13 protein-coding genes are annotated in these 17,717 nt (G+C 43.6%); 4 read left to right on the top strand and 9 right to left on the bottom strand.

Going from position 1 to position 17,717, the window contains the following annotated elements; translation table 11 throughout:
• Positions 1–151 precede the first annotated feature (151 nt).
• The 4 genes from AAEY88_RS01045 to AAEY88_RS01030 form a co-directional block, all read right to left on the bottom strand.
• The gene (locus tag AAEY88_RS01045; protein WP_350557811.1) at positions 152–1,498 is read right to left on the bottom strand and encodes an AarF/ABC1/UbiB kinase family protein; all 1,347 of its coding nucleotides are present in this window, start codon (positions 1,496–1,498) and stop codon (positions 152–154) included.
• Positions 1,499–1,558: 60 nt separating this feature from the next.
• Complete coding sequence (locus tag AAEY88_RS01040) at positions 1,559–2,365, bottom strand: HesA/MoeB/ThiF family protein (protein ID WP_350557809.1); 807 nt, start codon at positions 2,363–2,365, stop codon at positions 1,559–1,561.
• A gap of 231 nt (positions 2,366–2,596) precedes the next feature.
• Positions 2,597–3,529 (bottom strand): peptide chain release factor N(5)-glutamine methyltransferase, encoded by a 933-nt coding sequence (prmC, locus tag AAEY88_RS01035; protein WP_350557807.1) that lies wholly within the window; start codon positions 3,527–3,529, stop codon positions 2,597–2,599.
• Positions 3,530–3,598: 69 nt separating this feature from the next.
• A complete protein-coding gene (locus AAEY88_RS01030) occupies positions 3,599–5,251 on the bottom strand; it encodes an AmpG family muropeptide MFS transporter (RefSeq protein WP_350557805.1) in 1,653 nt (550 codons plus the stop codon).
• 768 nt (positions 5,252–6,019) lie between these two features.
• Between AAEY88_RS01030 and katG the strand changes: the two genes are divergently transcribed.
• The 4 genes from katG (at position 6,020) to AAEY88_RS01010 (ending at position 10,939) form a co-directional block, all read left to right on the top strand.
• Positions 6,020–8,200 carry a catalase/peroxidase HPI gene (katG, locus tag AAEY88_RS01025; protein ID WP_350560389.1) on the top strand — a complete coding sequence of 727 codons (2,181 nt, stop codon included), beginning with the start codon at positions 6,020–6,022 and terminating at the stop codon, positions 8,198–8,200.
• Between the two features lie 276 nt (positions 8,201–8,476).
• A complete protein-coding gene (locus tag AAEY88_RS01020) occupies positions 8,477–9,412 on the top strand; it encodes a LysR substrate-binding domain-containing protein (RefSeq protein ID WP_350557804.1) in 936 nt (311 codons plus the stop codon).
• Between the two features lie 315 nt (positions 9,413–9,727).
• A complete protein-coding gene (locus AAEY88_RS01015) occupies positions 9,728–10,747 on the top strand; it encodes an LLM class flavin-dependent oxidoreductase (RefSeq protein ID WP_350557802.1) in 1,020 nt (339 codons plus the stop codon).
• A gap of 30 nt (positions 10,748–10,777) precedes the next feature.
• Entirely contained in the window at positions 10,778–10,939 is a 162-nt protein-coding gene (locus tag AAEY88_RS01010; protein WP_350557800.1) for a hypothetical protein, read from the top strand.
• 177 nt (positions 10,940–11,116) lie between these two features.
• On the opposite strand, the gene AAEY88_RS01005 is transcribed toward AAEY88_RS01010, so the two are convergent.
• The 5 genes from AAEY88_RS01005 to AAEY88_RS00985 form a co-directional block, all read right to left on the bottom strand.
• Positions 11,117–12,136, bottom strand: coding sequence for an ornithine cyclodeaminase family protein (locus tag AAEY88_RS01005; protein ID WP_350557798.1), 1,020 nt, complete (start codon positions 12,134–12,136; stop codon positions 11,117–11,119).
• A 318-nt stretch (positions 12,137–12,454) separates the two neighbouring features.
• On the bottom strand, positions 12,455–13,552 hold the full coding sequence (locus AAEY88_RS01000) for a ChuX/HutX family heme-like substrate-binding protein (RefSeq protein WP_350557796.1): 1,098 nt from the start codon (positions 13,550–13,552) through the stop codon (positions 12,455–12,457).
• Between the two features lie 266 nt (positions 13,553–13,818).
• Complete coding sequence (locus AAEY88_RS00995) at positions 13,819–14,778, bottom strand: AEC family transporter (RefSeq protein WP_350557794.1); 960 nt, start codon at positions 14,776–14,778, stop codon at positions 13,819–13,821.
• A 65-nt stretch (positions 14,779–14,843) separates the two neighbouring features.
• Positions 14,844–16,739, bottom strand: coding sequence for a tRNA uridine-5-carboxymethylaminomethyl(34) synthesis enzyme MnmG (gene mnmG, locus AAEY88_RS00990; RefSeq protein ID WP_350557792.1), 1,896 nt, complete (start codon positions 16,737–16,739; stop codon positions 14,844–14,846).
• 269 nt (positions 16,740–17,008) lie between these two features.
• Positions 17,009–17,608, bottom strand: a complete 600-nt coding sequence (locus AAEY88_RS00985) for a hypothetical protein (protein ID WP_350557790.1) — start codon at positions 17,606–17,608, stop codon at positions 17,009–17,011.
• Positions 17,609–17,717: the final 109 nt, after the last annotated feature.

The raw sequence follows: 17,717 nt of genomic DNA, 5'->3' as shown, positions 1-17,717 counted from the left end.
TTATAGCAAGATGAGATATACAGTCGCCGTCACCTATCCTGCCGCAGCGCTGTCATAGACATATAGCAGTAAACCACTTTTGTACTTTAAAATAACGGCTTTTAGTGACTTATTACGATAATAGCTTATTACCGGAATAGGCCATCGTTCACTAAGAAGCAATTGATGATACAACTGTCGATGTGGCATCTTGCCCCAGTATTTTTACTCGCTGATCACTAAACATATCCATGTCCGGTGCAAGGGTTCGCATAAACCGATCAAAATATAACAGCTGCTTGGTCAACAAGGCAAAGTCGCGCGGGAAATGAATCCCATGACGCTTACCGATATCGATAATCTCTAGCATCATTTTATTGAGGTCATCGGCCTGCTCTTTGCTATTAAACGGTATACCACTGGTAAATGTAATATCTTCTGCCATAATAGTTTTCATCATGCGTTGCAAGTCATCAGCCAAAGCGGTTACGTTTACGGCACTGGGGCCATGGGTCATTTCCATATCGATCATATGGCGAGCCATCGCCTGATAATCATTATCTTGCAACGCCTGCATCATACCCATACAAGCGCGCCAGCTCTCAGCTTTTAGCTTACCCACTATTCCAAAGTCTATAAAGCCAATTCGGCCGTCCGTCAGCAGCATCAGATTACCAGCATGTAGATCAGCATGAAAGCTATTGCATAACATCAAACTGGCAAACCAGGTATTTAAGGTGTCAGCCATCACTTGCGCAGGATCATCACAATACTGGCGCATCGCCGACTCATCGATCATAGAAACACCACGCAGTCGGCTCATGGTCAATACGCGCCTAGTAGTCAGCTCGTCATAGACTTGCGGCGCGATCACTCGCGTATTACCTGATACTGCTAAGAATTGCTGAAAGTCACGAATATTTTGTGCCTCAGCGATAAAATCGGTCTCAGCAAGCATACGCAAGCGAATTTCATCAATAATAGGAGCGATACTGGCAAACTTCATCGAAGGCATGAGTAGCTCTAGCAGTTTAGTCACTCCATACAGCACTCCTAGATCAGTCTGCATGATAGTCTCGACACCTGGCTTTTGCACCTTTAATACCACTTCATCACCATTATGCAGACGGGCAGCATGTACCTGCGCGATTGAAGCTGACGCTAGCGGTTTTTTATCAATATGAGCAAACTTATCACTCAAAGTTTGGCCGTTGATTGCAAGCTCAGCAGTCAATACCTGCTCAATATAATCATACGATAAAGGGGTAGTCTGATCCAAACAGCTTTGAAAAGCTTCGACATATTCACGTGGAAATAATGAGGGCGTACTGGCAATAAACTGGCCAATTTTGATATAGGTAGTACCCAGTTGCTCAAAAGTATCTTTTAATAACGTGGCATCAGGCTTTTCGCCTTTAGCCACTCTTAACGCAGACAATCCTGCGATACTGGCCGTCTGGCGCACACGGTTGACCACATTAAACGTGTGCTTCAATAAATGAGGACGATGAATTTTCATAAAGGACAACTGTTATTAGTAAGCAAAAATAGTTAAGGAAAGAAAAATATAGCTAACAAGCTAAACTGCACAGATGGGACACTGCTTGTCTTGCCGATAGCCTATCAGCCGTTGCTGCATTCGGCTACCGTCCCACAATAGCAGCTTGCCTGTCAGTGGATTTTTGGTTAATCCTAAATATTGCAACGCAGCATTGGCCTGCAGACTACCCATAATCGCGGTAGTACTAGCCAGAACCCCTGAATTAGCACAGGTACGCTCATCAAGGGTAACATCACTGCTACTATCAAGATTAGGAGGTGCACCAAATACGCAGTGGTAACAGCCAGTATTTAACTGCGGCTCGAACAACGCCAATTGCCCTTGCATTGCAATCGCTGAGGCGGACAGCAGTGGAATTTGATAGCGTACACTAATACGATTGATGATATCGCGAGTCGAAAAATTATCGGTACAATCTAATAGCAAATCTGGTTTACCTGATTGCATATCGAGTAGCTGATAAGCATTGTCCTCACTGAGACGAGCAACCGTACCACAAGCTTCAATAAGCGGGTTTATTTGCTGTAGCATTTGCGCGGCAGTTAGCGCTTTTGGTTTGCCGATGTCGTCTGGTAAAAAAAGCGTCTGGCGCTGCAAATTACTGGCTTCAATGACATCATCGTCTATAAGATGTACCTGTCCAAGTCCTGCTCGCACTAGGGTTTCAGAAGCAGGGCAACCAAGTCCGCCGGCACCAATTATCACCACGCGGGCAAATTTTAAACGCAGTTGCGCATCAATATCCCAGCCCTCAAGCAATATTTGCCTAGCATAGCGCAGTAGCTCTGCATCTATTAACATCTCTGCACCTACTGAATGTGTCATATTTATTATCCAAACTTATTGTTTAACTGACCAGCATTTAGCGCGCCTATAGTGATGACTAAACAAAATAAATGCGGCCTATAAACTTGCAAGGCTGGCAAAATTTTCTCACTTACTGTGCGAATGCACTACTTCAAAGACACCGAAAATTTCTCCTACTATGCTGTAACTATTTTAGAATAGAGCAACCATACTACAATAAACTCGTTATGTTCTACTTAACTAAATTACCTAGAGCGCTTTAATCTGTCCAAGGGTCACCCGATCATTACCACCAAAATCTTGAATGGTTTGTACAGCGTCAAAGCTGCTATCCAAAAATAACTGGCGTACAGCCGCCCCTTGATCAAAGCCATGTTCAACGGCCAGTAGTCCATCTATGCGCAAGTATCTCGGCGCATGCTGAACAATATGCTCTATATCAGCCAAACCATAATTGGGTGCACTCAAAGCACTGACTGGCTCTGCTTGCAAGTGCTGCAAATGCACGTCCGCTTCATCAATATAGGGCGGGTTTGAGACCATCACATCAAATAACTTCTCAGAATGGGTAGATAATTCGCTATACCAACTGCTCTGGATAAATTCAATATTATTAATTTTATTTATAACAGCATTATGCCTTGCAACTTTAAGCGCCTCCGCTGAAACATCAACCGCTACCACTTGCCACTTAGTTTGGTTATCTTTATCAACATTATTATTTTTTGGCGACAATTCATGCGCAAGGCTAATAGCAATACAGCCTGAACCCGTACCCAAATCAAGTAGGCGTTTATTCGCTCCATCACGTTGACCAGCAGTAGCTTCAGTATTACTCTGTATGTTTATCCAATTTAGCACCTGTTCTACCAATACTTCAGTATCGGGTCTAGGAATTAAAGTATGCTCATTAACCTTGAAGTCCAATGACCAAAATTCCTGATGACCGGTCAAATACGCTAAAGGAATGCCCTTCTGCATCTTAGTTACACCGGCGTTAAACTGCTCATATTCGGCCTTGGTCAACTGATAGTCATCGTTGGTCATTAAGAATACTGATGGCTTTTTTATGACATACAGTAGCCAGTCCGTTATCCAAAAATGAGGTATAGCACCATTCATAGACGCATTTGCCAGCGGCTGACTTTGCTGTTTTATTTGCTGAATAATAGGTGTTGTCATAGTCCAATCTTACTTGTTGGGTGTTTATTAACGATAGCCAAATCAATATTACTATTATTAACCCTTACTCTATTCTGACGCACGTGGCGGCTCATTGGTATCAGTCAAATTAGGGTTGGCCTTAGTCAACGAAGGTTTTCCGTCATCACCCCTATTATCATCGTCACCATAAATATCATCGTTATCACCGATAACAATATGTTTATCAACAAAATAAATCAGCGCTAGAATGGGAATTCCAATAGCAAAGGTGAAGATAAAGAAGAACGGATAGCCCATCTTATCAACGATGGTACCTGAATAGCCGCCCAACACCTTAGGTAGAAGGGTCATGAGCGATGAGAAAATCGCATATTGAACGGCGGTAAATCGTATCGAGGTTAGCGCGGATAAAAAAGCAATAAACACCGCACTGGCAAGACCTGCCGCAAGATTATCAAATATCACTGCCATATACATATACGGCAAACTACCTTGATGGTAAGTCAGCAATACAAATAATAAATTAGTCACAGCAGCTAATATCGCCCCAACCATCATCGCCTGCATCATACGTAGCTTTTGCGCCATCAGGCCACCCAAGAAGCCACCAGCAATCACCATGATAACCCCGACTAACTTGACGGCATTGGCAATATCAGTCTTAGTAAAGCCCATATCTAGATAAAAAACGTTGGATATGACGCCAGCAACAATGTCGGAGATACGGTAAAGTCCAATCAGCGCCAATAATAGCAGTGCCTTTTTACCATAACGGCGAAAAAAGTCAGCAATAGGTTCAACCCAGGTTGCAACGGCAACTTGCTTTTGTACGAGTCCTGCTTTTACCAAGAAATAACCGATAATCAAAGCGGTCGCTAAACTGAGTACCAAATGCACTATTTCAATTAAAAATCCCAAAACGGCACTATCAGTCTCAGGTAACAGTTGTCCGACATTGGCAAATACGAGAACGAAGCCGACAACCGATAAAGCAAACACCGATACCAATCGTGTGTAGTCTGAGGTCTTACGTGGGGCACGTACTTGTTCACTAACAGGCTCATGGATGACTAAGGTGGTAATAACCCCAATACCCATGACTCCGGCCATTACCCAATAGGTATTACGCCACGCCTCATAACTATATAACGCTTCGGTAGAGCCAAAGTAATCAGCCAAATATAGCGCACCAGCACCTGCAACGATCATCCCTAAACGATAGCCAGCCGTATACATCGCCGAAAGTACCGACTGTAAACTGGGCGGTGCAAGCTCAATCCGGTAAGCATCGATGACGATATCTTGGGTCGCAGAAGAAAAACCAAGTAGTACTGCCCCCACCGCCATATAAACCAAGCTACTATCATCAATCGGATTGACGCTGGCCATCAGACAAATCGCTAAGATAATCATCAATTGGGCAATCAATATCCAGCTACGCCGACGACCCAATAACTTAGTCAATACAGGCAGTGGCACCGCATCAACCAAGGGCGCCCAAATAAACTTAAACGAATAACCTAACGCTGCCCAACTGAACATCGTCACTACGCTGCGATCAATGCCCGCTTCGCGCAGCCATAATGACAGACTTGAGAAAATCAGTAAGATTGGGATACCAGCAACAAATCCCAAAAACAGCATAATGATAGCACGCCGATCAAGATAGGCTTTTGCCGCATCACCCCATGACTTTTCAGCGACCGGAGGATTGGGTGGTACAGGTTGGACAGCAGACATAACAAATCACCAAAAAGGAACAAAAAATACAACGGTGTGCAATTCCCTACTAAATATCGAGGTCAAATATCGATAAAAAATTGCCTAGCGCTGCACAAATAACAGTGCTTGCAGCAAAATTTAATTATGGTACTTGAGAACGCCTATCTTGACTAGACATTCTGATAATATTTTTGCATTAACTTATCTATTATGCGCATTAATGAAAGGTGGATATATCACAGTAGTAACGCTATATATCGTGAACTTACAGAACTATTAAATGCTATCTTGATTTTCTGTTTACTGTCCTACAGGCAAAATCTCTTTATTATCTATTTTTGCAAAATCTAATGTGATAACGTTCGCTACAAACTACTGTCATTCATGAACAAGATAGAATTTTTCATGGGATGCTGTCAAACTTGTTAACACTGAATGAGACAATGCAATGGTAAAATACCAGTCAGACATTGATTGGTATTTTAAAACCTAACATTTTTATATATTAGTTTTCTAAATCATGAATAACTCTATATGCTAGGTATATAAACAATTATGAACAATAGCGCTAACTACTGCTATTTACCGTTCTTATCACAGCCAAGGAGTTATCCAATGACCAACTCGACCCCCAATAATTCAACAGCAGAGTCTACTGGCTGCCCTGTTGACCATGACAGCGATTCCAGCACCCACACTAATACTGCTTATGATCAGGGCGATGGCCAAGGTCCGACAATTCATAGTGAGAATGTAGACCAGTCGCATACACCGCAGCGCCCCAGTATGGGCGGTTGTCCGGTCATGCATCAAGCACATACTACTACTGCCTCAGCGGCGACTGATTGGTGGCCGAACAGCTTAAACCTAGATATTTTACATCAGCAAGACCATAAAACCAATCCAATGGATCCTGAATTTGATTATGCTGAGGCCTTTAAGCAATTAGATTTAGAAGCCGTTAAGCAAGACCTAAAAGATCTGATGACCGAATCGCAAGCGTGGTGGCCAGCAGATTGGGGTCATTATGGCGGCCTCATGATTCGAATGGCTTGGCATTCCGCAGGTACTTATCGTCGCTCTGATGGACGCGGGGGCTCTAACACTGGCAATCAGCGCTTTGCGCCATTGAACAGCTGGCCGGACAACGTTAACTTAGACAAAGCACGTCGTCTATTATGGCCGATGAAGAAAAAGTACGGCAATAAACTGTCTTGGGCGGATTTGATAATTTTAGCCGGTAATATGGCTTATGAGTCTATGGGCTTTAAAACGTTAGGCTTTGCTGGCGGACGTGCAGATATCTGGCACCCAGAAAAAGACATATATTGGGGTTCTGAGCGCGAATGGCTTGCGGCTACCAAAAACCGCTATGAAGATGATAATGAACGTGAATCACTTGAAAACCCATTAGCGGCGGTACAAATGGGCTTGATTTATGTCAATCCTGAAGGTGTAGATGGTAATCCTGACCCCATTAAAACAGCACAAGATATACGCACCACCTTTGCGCGGATGTCGATGAACGATGAAGAAACGGTTGCCTTAACCGCCGGTGGACATACCGTTGGTAAATGTCATGGTAATGGCGATGCAACGGTATTAGAAGATGAGCCAGAAGGTGCTGGCATCGAAGAGCAAGGCTTAGGCTGGCGCAATCCTAATGGTAGCGGCAATGCGGGTGATACAGTCTCCAGTGGGATTGAAGGCGCATGGACTACTCACCCAACCCAATGGGATTATGAGTATTTCGAGTTGCTGCTTAATCACAACTGGGAACTAACTAAGAGCCCAGCGGGTGCATGGCAGTGGGAGCCGACTGATATTGCCGAGGAAGACAAGCCGGTAGATGCGCATGACCCAAGTATACGCCGCAATCCTATGATGACCGATGCCGATATGGCAATGATTAAAGATCCAGCGTATCGCGTGATTTCAGAAAACTTCCATAAAAATCCAGAATACTTTGATGACGTATTTGCCAAAGTGTGGTTTAAACTTACCCATCGCGACTTAGGGCCAAAATCGCGTTATTTAGGTGCCGACGTGCCAGCAGAAGATTTTGTATGGCAAGATCCTATTCCAGCCGGCAACGCTGACTTAACTGCTGATGATATTGCCACGCTAAAAGCGCAAATCAAAGACAGTGGTCTCAGCCGCCGTGAGCTAATCATCACCGCATGGGACAGCGCCCGTACTTTCCGTGCTTCTGACTATCGCGGCGGTGCCAATGGCGCCCGTATTCGTCTAGCCCCGCAAAAGGATTGGATCGGTAATGAGCCTGAGCAGTTACAATGCGTGCTTGAGACTTTAACCCGCGTTCAAACTGAGTTTGCTAAGCCTGTAAGCATGGCTGACTTAATTGTCCTTGCTGGTAATAGTGCTATTGAACAAGCTGCTGCTGATGCAGGCGTTAAGACGACTGTACCTTTCAATGCAGGGCGCGGCGATGCAACGGATGCGATGACTGATGGTGAATCCTTCTCTGATCTTGAACCCCGCCACGACGGCTATCGCAACTGGGTAAAAGACAACTATGCAGTATCCCCTGAAGAGATGCTGCTGGATCGTACCCAATTGATGGGTATAACGGCTCCTGAGATGGTGGTCTTAATTGGTGGTATGCGCGTTCTTGATACCAACTATGGCCATAAGCAACACGGCGTCTTTACCGACCGCGCTGGCGTGCTTAGTAATGACTTCTTTGTCAATCTAACCGATATGAATCTTACTTGGCACCCAATCAATGACAATGATGATTCAGAGCATACCTCTAACCTTTATGAAGTACGTGAGCGTGCAACCGGTAATGTGAAATGGCAGGCCACTCGTGTGGACTTAGTATTTGGCTCAAATTCTATCTTACGTGCTTATTCTGAGCTTTACGCGCAGGATGATAATCTAGAGAAGTTTGTCCACGACTTTGTTAATGCTTGGAGTAAAGTGATGAATGCGGATCGTTTTTAGCATTCAATTCTAATATTCATTTAACTCTGATTATTATCAACTTCAGACTTATGATTAGCCCTAGGCAAAGAGCCACCTTACATAAATAAGGTGGCTCTTTTTTCACTTCATTCTGCTAGCCAACACTTTAACCCTATATTCCTAAATAACATAAATAGATACCTATTTATTATATACAAGAATAATAACTTTGTTTTACACTAGGCTCTTGCTGCGCGTTTGAGCATTTTTATTATTTTATATGCAGACTTTGTTTTTATTGGATAGGATTATTTTATGGCAATCGACGTGGTGATCAATCAGCGGCATCTGCAGATTCAGCTCAAACAATTGGAGACAGTGTGGCATACGGTCGTCAATGGCTACAATCTAAGTCAAGCAGCAACGGTGCTGCATACCAGTCAATCCAGCTTATCGAAGCATATTGCCGCTCTTGAGAACCAACTAAAAACCGAAGTATTTGTTCGTCAAGGTAAGCGGCTGACTGGACTCACCACTATGGGTACCGCTCTGATGCCACATATTGAATCCATTTTTGCTGAGATTCGTACTATTGAGAACTTAAGTCTTGATTTCAATAATCCTAATACGGGTACGCTAACCATTGCAACGACTCATACCCAAGCACGTTATGTATTGCCTAAAGTGGTCAAAGAGTTCAAGGAACGCTTCCCTAAGGTGAACTTAATCCTCCAGCAGGCTGACCCTGAGACTATCGCCCAGATGGTCATTCGTGGGCAAGCTGACATTGGTATTGCCACTGAATCCTTATTGCATAATAACTACCTACGCTGTTATCGATATTACGACTGGACGCACCGTGTTATCGTGCCAAGCGATCATGAGCTTGCCGGTCAAGAAACTATCGACTTACCCACTCTTGCCAGCTATCCATTAGTAACTTATCACGGTGGCTTTACCGGGCGTGGGGCGATTGATAAAGCTTTTGAGGCTGCCGGATTGGAGCCTGACATTGTATTAGCGGCGCTAGATGCGGATGTGATCAGCACTTATGTAGGATTAGGTCTAGGTATTGGTATTATCGCTGAGATGGCCTTTGAGCCCAGCCATTATCAAAACTTAACCGCCATTCCAGTCGATCATTTTGGCCGCTTCACCAGTTGGATGGCAGTACGGGACGATGCCGAAATCCGTCAATACGGTCGTGCTTTTATGGAGCTTTGTCAGAATCAGTTTGACCAACAAGATTAGAGAGTAATTTTCATATTTCAAAGTCGTACTTAACACCAAGGCCTCATTATTCATTGATAATGAGGCCTTTTACTTGCTTTTAATAAAATGTTAGCTGGCCTGTTTTTAGCTCTATAGCCTTATTAATATTTGTTATCACCTTTGACACTAGCCTTTATATTCAGGATAACCGCCCCATTATATAAAGTGTTAAGCGCTAACGGTTTTCTATAAGCTGTCTACAAAAAACTGCCAGAATAATCCTGTAAGCGCTTTTGAATGAATAACAATATAAGAGTGCCATTGTTAATATGGCATCATAAAAACAGGTGACTTATGAGTAACAAAATTCCTTTATCCTTCCTAGATTTAGCACCCGTTCCTACTGGCAAAACCATTGCCGATGGCATTGCCCAAACGGTAGAGATGGCACAGCAAGCAGAAAAAGTCGGCCTAAACCGTTATTGGATGGCCGAGCATCATAATATGGCAGGCATTGCGAGCGCTGCTACCTCAGTATTGTTGTCACATATTGGCAGCCAAACTGACCGCATTCGTATCGGCTCAGGCGGTATCATGCTTCCTAATCACGCGCCATTAGTCGTTGCTGAGCAGTTTGGTACCTTGCAAGCGTTATATGGTGACCGCATTGATTTAGGTCTCGGACGCGCCCCAGGTACTGATGGGGCTACTTTTCAGGCCCTACGTCGGGAGATGCATGATGCTGAGCGCTTCCCGCAAGATGTGCAGGAGCTGCTATATCTATTAGGTGATGATACTGATAATAGTCCAGTACAAGCGTTCCCTGGTGCAAAATCAAACGTGCCGATTTGGATTTTGGGGTCGTCATTATTTGGTGCAACCCTAGCTGCACATTTAGGGCTACCGTATGTTTTTGCCTCACATTTTGCCCCGCAAATGCTTAGCCATGCCATCACTGCTTATCGTGAGCAATTCCAGCCATCCGTTTATCTTGATAAGCCTTATGTCATGCTAGCTGCCAATTTACTCTTAGCTGATGATGATGCGACAGCGAACTATCACTTTACTTCAACACAACAAAGCTTTGTGCGTTTACGTCGTAATGAGCGCGGACAAATGCCAAAACCTATCGAAGATATGAATACCCTGTGGAGCCCAGCAGAAAAAATGATGGTCGATAGTGCTTTGTCGGTGTCTTTTATCGGCTCAGTTGAGACCGTACAGCCAAAACTTGCTGAATTCATCGCTGAATATGAACCTGATGAGTTGATTGTTACCGCCAACGTCTATGATCAAGCAGCGCGGCTACATTCATTGGCATTAGTGCCTCAGTTAAATTTATTTACTTTACAATCTGAGGCGGCGCTTGCATAATAATTTATAAACTTTAATTGGATATCTGACATGGACGCTACTCCTATTATCGGCGCATCACTATTTATTGGCTCATCAATATTTTTGTATATCTTGGCGTTTATGGGGGTTATGGTTATCGGTGGTTATCTAACATATCGTACCAGCCCCGGTCGTAAAAAGCGCCGTGAAGAAAAACGTAACGATCGTTGATAGCTGATGTGTAAACGTTAAACTTTGGTCTTTAAATTAGACAAAAACCTCCTACTCTTAAGTGAGTAGGAGGTTTTTTATTGATAGCATTTATGGTTATAAACACACTGATTATAACCATTCTAACTGTTGAAATTATAGCTATAAGATTCCTATCCTGATATTTACGTGCCAAGATTATTTTGCTTGTACTTGCTGTGCAACATAGAGTGCTACTGCCGCATCAAAACTGGCTGCGCCTACCGACTTAAATAACGTCATAGTTTGCGCAGGTTTAGTCGATTTTTCTGTTAGCGCTGCTGGTATCTTATCAGTCACTAGTGCTTGTAGATCGCCACTAAGCTCATCCCAGGTCCATGCACAATCAGAAGCATCATGAGCTTGGATCAAATCTCCAGCTTCATGACGACTGCCAACTAAATCATCAACCACCACTATACCGCTATTTTCAATAACATCATTGCTGATCTCTTTCATTGATGACCGATATGCCCCTACCGCGTTGATATGGACGTCAGGTTTAATTTGCTCGATGCTAAATAAGCCTTTATTAGCACGCGTCGCTACGTTGATAATATCCGCATCTTTAATGGCATCAGTCAGCTGCTCGCAAATGTTTAATTCCACATCCCATTGTGCATAATCACGAGCAAAACGCGCTTTAAAATTCTCAGCACCTTGCGCGCTTCTATTCCATAAGTAAACAGTCTTAATCTCAGGGCGTACGGTCAGTACCGCGTTCAATTGTTCATAAGCCATCCCGCCGCAGCCGACAACAGCGACGCTTTGGCAGTCAGCCTTAGCCATATATTTAGTAGCGATACCCGATAGCGCTGCGGTACGTACTTGGGTAATATAAATGCCATCCATCACCGCTAATATCTCACCAGTGGCATTATTTGATACAGTAATAATGGCAGTAGTCGTTGGCAGGTCACGACTGGGATTGTCTGGGCAGATAGTGACTAGTTTTACCGTAGTGTATTCTTGCTCGCCATCATAAATCATCGCTGGCATTGATAAATGCGAGCCTGAACTATGAGTACTATCTTCACTAAAAGTCTCAATAACTAAGCGCTCAGGCGATTTAATCCAATTTGGATGTACCGCTTGCTGATGTAATAACTGTTCAATCGTATCAATAGCGGCTTGCATATTGAGGTGTTCGGTCACTGTTTGTTGATCTAACCACTGCATTCTGATTATTCCTTATTGATAATGTCATTAACATATTAATTGTTATTAATAACCTATCATGCCTTTATCTTACCAGCAACACAATGATCATTACCCTCATGACTTAACATTAAAGGCCATAAAACACGCTTTAGCGTAGAAGGTTTGCGACAGGTATTCTATAAGTTAGCAAAACGATAAAAACTAAGCCATTTACGGTTTGAGGCATTTATGAGTCAATAACAGCCATCACGCTTAGGCAAAATAAGAAATTTTTACTTACCAAGTGAACGATACTAACTTGTCGATTATATTTTTTATGGGGTCTTTTATTGCGTCTTAGACTGTATCATGACTATATTCGTCCACGATTTCTGCGGTAATGGTCTGCCAAATAGCAAGTTCAGGGGTACCTTCTAGACGCTGACCAAACACACTAAATATACTAGTGCCATAACTGTCAAAACCTTCAATACAAGATACAATACCATCTTTGGTCGGACGCTTAACGCACCATACTTGCGCTAACGCCTTATCTTTTAGGTGCAAAGTAAAGTCAGTATGATCTTTATCAAAGATATTAAGCCAGTCGCCTATACGCTTAAGCGTATGAACTTGGCCGGTCTGAATCTGTACCATACCGCTATTACCCACAAAGATCATAATAGGGCATTTGGCATCGCGTGCCTGCTCAAAAGTAGCAGCAACCGCATCAATACTAAGCTGATGAGTGGTTTGATCCGGTGCCTGACGATAGCTGCTGGCACGGTCTATATTAAGCTTTTGTAATAAAAAATAAAACTGATGTACATCGGTCATTTTCCGCCATCTTCGTTGTAGCTCTTCACGCTTATCATCGCTAAGTGTCTTATATTGCCATGGTTTAAGCGGCGTTTTCACCTCTAAATTCAGCTCATCATTAGTGACTGTCTCTAACTGCTGCTGAATCATTGCCTGCCAGCAGGCAATTGCCTTCTCTGTCAGCTCACGCAAGTAAACTTTATCAATCGCGGCACCCTGCTTGTCATAAAACTGAATACTATAAGACGGTTTATCCGCTTTACTGGTGTCGGTTACGGCAAGCATATGCTGCCAACGCCACATAAAGAAGCGCAGATCAAGTCCGCCGACATTGAGCGCTATGCCCATCTTGTCACCCAGTTTTAAATTATGATATTGACCTTGTTTTTCGTGCACGGCTAGCGCATTTCTAACGATGCTCTCAACCTTACCAAAACTTTCAAACTGCTTGAGTACCGCTTTGCACTGCCCGCCAATATATTGGCTATAAGGCGACGCAAGCATCAACTCAAACTCACTGACACCCAGTGCTGCCGCACCTTCTGTTGGGAATAACATCGGACTTTGCGATTTTTTATTTTGGTAGGCTTGCCATAGAGCAGTGTTTTTATGGGTTAATAATAGTGATTGGCTCATAGTGATATCCAAATAATTGATAGCGAGAGAACAGTTTACGCTTTGTATAACATTAAGGGCTGTTGATGCAAAGAGCAATGCTTGTCTGCAAATCAACGTTACTTTTTATAACCCACCGACACCCATGCCCTTTGAAGACAACCACTTATTGTGACAATTCTGCCGAGGTTAGATTAACTAAACTTTACCTTAACTTTCTATCATTTAAAACCCAGTATCAATATCGTTATATTAATTTCTTATTGTGCTCTATTAAAATAAAAATTCTACATTAGCCCAAATCCGCGTAATACCCCTGCCCCAATCGCCATTCCGAACATACCGACCACAGTTGTAAATGCTAAAATATTAGCAGCTAATATATCATTACCGCCCATCGCCTTTGCCATTACATAACTGGCGGCAGCGGTTGGGGCGCCAACCATTAAAAACAGCACGCCCATATGAATACCCGTCAGCCCAAAACTAAGCCCTACTGCAATAGCTATCAGCGGCGCGATGACGATACGGCCAATACTTGCCTGCATCGATATGCCTGAAAGACTCAGCATTGACTTCAAGTCGATACTAGCACCCGCACATATCAGTGCTAGCGGTAACGCTACAGCAGCCAATAGATCGCCAGTGGTATGAATAACACCTGTAATCGGCGGTAATGATGAGGCTTTATAGGCAAAAGCGGCCAATAGCGCAACCATGAGTGGATTGGTTGCCAACTTTTTGACAATCAAAATAATGCGACTTATCCAGGTATCACTAACACTTTTGGACACGCGGCTCAAAGTAATCACTGCCAAAATATTAAATAGTATCGTTACTACGCCCATATAGACCGCACCGATACTCAGACCGCGCTCCCCATAAGCATTGGCGACGGTTGCAAGGCCAATAATGGCCATATTACTGCGAAAAACCCCTTGTACAAATACCCCTTGATCGGCCGGCTGCTCGATATAGCGCTTGGCATAAAGCTCAGCACCAAAGAATAGAATAAAAGTAATTAATACCCCAACCGCTATCAGTAATACCTGCTTCGCATAATCCACTTCACTATCGACTACGCTAAAGAATAACAGGCACGGCAAGCAATAGTTAAAGACGAAGCTTGAGGCTTGATCGATAAACGCTTGGCTGGCCTGTCCTTGTCTTTGCATAAAAAAACCCAACCCCATTAAGGCAAGGTTGGGCAGTACAATAGTGATCGCAAAAAGAATAGCTTCGGTCATAAATGGGCTCAGGTCAGTAAGATGCCCGAAATAATACGAACATCACTACGGTAAATTGGAACGAGTTATGACTCTAAAGCCGACTTGGCTTTTTTCTGTTTTTTGATGGTCATCGCCAATAGCTGAATGGCTGCGGGAGTGACACCGCTAACGCGACCGGCTTGCGCCAGCGTCGCAGGACGTACTTGAGATAGTTTCTGTACAATCTCATTTGACAGCCCAGACACTACGCTATAATTAAAGTCCATTGGCAGTGCGGTATTTTCTAGACGCTTCATCTGATCAATCTCTTCTTGCTGACGATCAATATAGCCGGCATATTTAACTGATATCTCGATCTGCTCGCCCACTTGTGGATCGACTTGTGAGTCAGTAATCGCTGCAATATCTTTAAAGTGAATTTGCGGACGTTTTAGCAAATCATAGGCAGTAGATTCTTTCGATAACACCTCGCCCGTTTGCGCGGTTATCTGCGCTCCTAATGCGTTAACAGGGGTTGCCCATAAGTCTTTTAGACGATTGGTCTCTTTACCGATGGCTTCCATTTTTTCTTGATAAGCCTGCCAGCGCACATCATCGACCAAGCCCAGCTTACGCCCGGTTTCAGTGAGACGCTGATCCGCATTGTCTTCACGTAACAACAGGCGATATTCAGCGCGACTGGTAAACATCCGGTAGGGCTCAGTGGTGCCGTGGGTGATTAAGTCATCGACAAGCACACCAAGATAAGCTTGGTCACGGCGCGGTGTCCAAGTTTCAAACTCACTGTTATCACGGGTGACTAGTGCCGCATTGGTTCCTGCCAGTAACCCTTGCACGCCTGCTTCTTCATAGCCAGTTGTGCCATTGATTTGTCCGGCAAAATACAAGCGATCAATAGACTTAGTTTCAAGAGTAGGTTTTAAATTTTGTGGATCAAAATAATCATATTCAATCGCATAACCTGGGCGAGTAATATGTGCATTCTCAAGCCCTTTCATGCTATGAATAAATTCTAACTGTACATCAAACGGCAAACTGGTCGAGATACCATTGGGATATAATTCATGAGTGGTCAGACCTTCAGGCTCAATAAATATCTGATGGCTGTCTTTATCGGCGAAACGATGAATTTTGTCCTCAATAGAGGGACAATAGCGCGGGCCTACACCTTCAATTTTGCCAGAAAACATCGGTGAGCGATCTAAATTTTCACGAATAATGTCATGGGTACGCGCATTGGTATGCGTGATATAGCAGTTCACTTGCTCGGGATGCATGGAGACATCGCCCATATAACTCATCACCGGTAAAGGCGTATCACCAGGCTGGGTGGTCATCACGCTAAAGTCAACGCTACGCGCATCAATACGTGCCGGGGTGCCAGTCTTAAGGCGCCCTACCGGTAGCTTTAGCTCGCGCAGACGGTCAGCAAGCTTGATGGAAGGCTGATCCCCTGCGCGTCCGCCTTTAGAATTTTCAAGCCCAATATGAATGACGCCGCCTAGAAACGTCCCTGAGGTTAAGACAACGGTTTCGGTTTTAAAGACAATCCCAGTAGAGGTCACAACCGCAGTGGCACGACCATTTTCCACTAAGATATCATCAGCAGCTTGCTGAAATATATCAAGGTTTGGCTGATTCTCAAGCGTATGGCGAATAGCTGCTTTATAAATAATACGATCTGCTTGCGCACGCGTCGCTCGAACGGCGGCACCTTTACGGCTGTTCAATACTCGAAATTGAATACCCGCTTTATCGGTAGCTAGCGCCATTGCACCGCCAAGTGCATCAATCTCACGCACCAAATGTGACTTACCAATACCGCCAATCGCTGGATTACAGCTCATCTGACCCAGCGTCTCAATATTATGGGTCAATAGTAAGGTCTGCGCGCCCATACGCGCGGCAGCTAAGGCCGCTTCTGTGCCGGCATGACCGCCACCGATTACCACCACGTCGTAATTTTTTGGATATTGCATGCATGCCTCACTTGACTGATTGTGCCAGTTTTTACCACAAGTTATTGATTTATAACAATAACTGTCCGTATGATAAATAGGCGTCAATCATGTTTTAAAAATAAATAACTGCTAAAAATAGATAACCGCTAAGATAAGCCGTTAAAATCTGGAAGATAACCGATAATTATAACAATGTTTAGCGTCTTTAAAAATCTTTACGCTAAAAACTCTGTAACTGTTCTTTAAAACCCAGTCTTTAAAAGCTGGAATTTAAAAATCAGGCCTTGTCAGTCGTCGTTAGTATTATTGTTAATATTGTTATTAACATTGTCGTCATGACTCATCGATAAAATCTGATCGGCCTGACTACTAGTCAACAGATGCTGGCTGCCATACCCTTCAGGGTTGATTTGCAGATAGGCATTCATTTGCCCAATCGCATCACCATCATCACTGGCTAAAACCTGTTCTTTAATCATATCAACAGGCGGTAATGGCAAGTTTTTTAGAAGTGCTAAACGCTGCTGATTATCACCTTTGGCAACCACCAACTCAATAAGCTGGCGCACATCAATTGGTAAATCTGACGTATTCTGTGCCAGTAATGATAAATGATAAGCCCCGGCGGCGTCTTGATCAGTAACGATACGTTGCTCAATAGCAACATAGGTACCTTCGGTTGCGCCGCCGGCCACACTAAGTTGATGAATACATTTTAAAGCAGAATGGGGCTCATTATTGGCAATATCAATAATACGCACTGACTCGTTTTTTAAGTGCTCACGGCGTTGCTCGATAGCTTGTTGCTCAATTTCTTCTTTCTTAACAGTCTCTTGCTCAGCTATTTGTTGGTCGCTTAGCGGCTGCTGATTTGATTGGTTATTCATAGGGCTCTCTTATTATTGAAGAGGTATTTATAGGAGTTTTATCATCAGCATTGTATGGGGGTAAAAACTATAAAAACAATAAATTGTAAAGACCAGCATTCAAAAACCA

The sequence above is a fragment of the Psychrobacter sp. CAL346-MNA-CIBAN-0220 genome (assembly GCF_040309805.1).
GTDB lineage: Bacteria > Pseudomonadota > Gammaproteobacteria > Pseudomonadales > Moraxellaceae > Psychrobacter.
The sequence above is the reverse complement of the archived record's forward strand: the minus strand, read 5'-3'. Positions and strand labels throughout refer to the sequence as shown.

Bases quoted from the DNA above. Each gene is read 5' to 3' on its own strand.
- AAEY88_RS01045 (WP_350557811.1), bottom strand. From the start codon at position 1,498: ATGAAAATTCATCGTCCTCATTTATTGAAGCACACGTTTAATGTGGTC.
- AAEY88_RS01040 (WP_350557809.1), bottom strand. From the start codon at position 2,365: ATGACACATTCAGTAGGTGCAGAGATGTTAATAGATGCAGAGCTACTG.
- prmC (WP_350557807.1), bottom strand. From the start codon at position 3,529: ATGACAACACCTATTATTCAGCAAATAAAACAGCAAAGTCAGCCGCTG.
- AAEY88_RS01030 (WP_350557805.1), bottom strand. From the start codon at position 5,251: ATGTCTGCTGTCCAACCTGTACCACCCAATCCTCCGGTCGCTGAAAAG.
- katG (WP_350560389.1), top strand. From the start codon at position 6,020: ATGGGCGGTTGTCCGGTCATGCATCAAGCACATACTACTACTGCCTCA.
- AAEY88_RS01020 (WP_350557804.1), top strand. From the start codon at position 8,477: ATGGCAATCGACGTGGTGATCAATCAGCGGCATCTGCAGATTCAGCTC.
- AAEY88_RS01015 (WP_350557802.1), top strand. From the start codon at position 9,728: ATGAGTAACAAAATTCCTTTATCCTTCCTAGATTTAGCACCCGTTCCT.
- AAEY88_RS01010 (WP_350557800.1), top strand. From the start codon at position 10,778: ATGGACGCTACTCCTATTATCGGCGCATCACTATTTATTGGCTCATCA.
- AAEY88_RS01005 (WP_350557798.1), bottom strand. From the start codon at position 12,136: ATGCAGTGGTTAGATCAACAAACAGTGACCGAACACCTCAATATGCAA.
- AAEY88_RS01000 (WP_350557796.1), bottom strand. From the start codon at position 13,552: ATGAGCCAATCACTATTATTAACCCATAAAAACACTGCTCTATGGCAA.
- AAEY88_RS00995 (WP_350557794.1), bottom strand. From the start codon at position 14,778: ATGACCGAAGCTATTCTTTTTGCGATCACTATTGTACTGCCCAACCTT.
- mnmG (WP_350557792.1), bottom strand. From the start codon at position 16,739: ATGCAATATCCAAAAAATTACGACGTGGTGGTAATCGGTGGCGGTCAT.
- AAEY88_RS00985 (WP_350557790.1), bottom strand. From the start codon at position 17,608: ATGAATAACCAATCAAATCAGCAGCCGCTAAGCGACCAACAAATAGCT.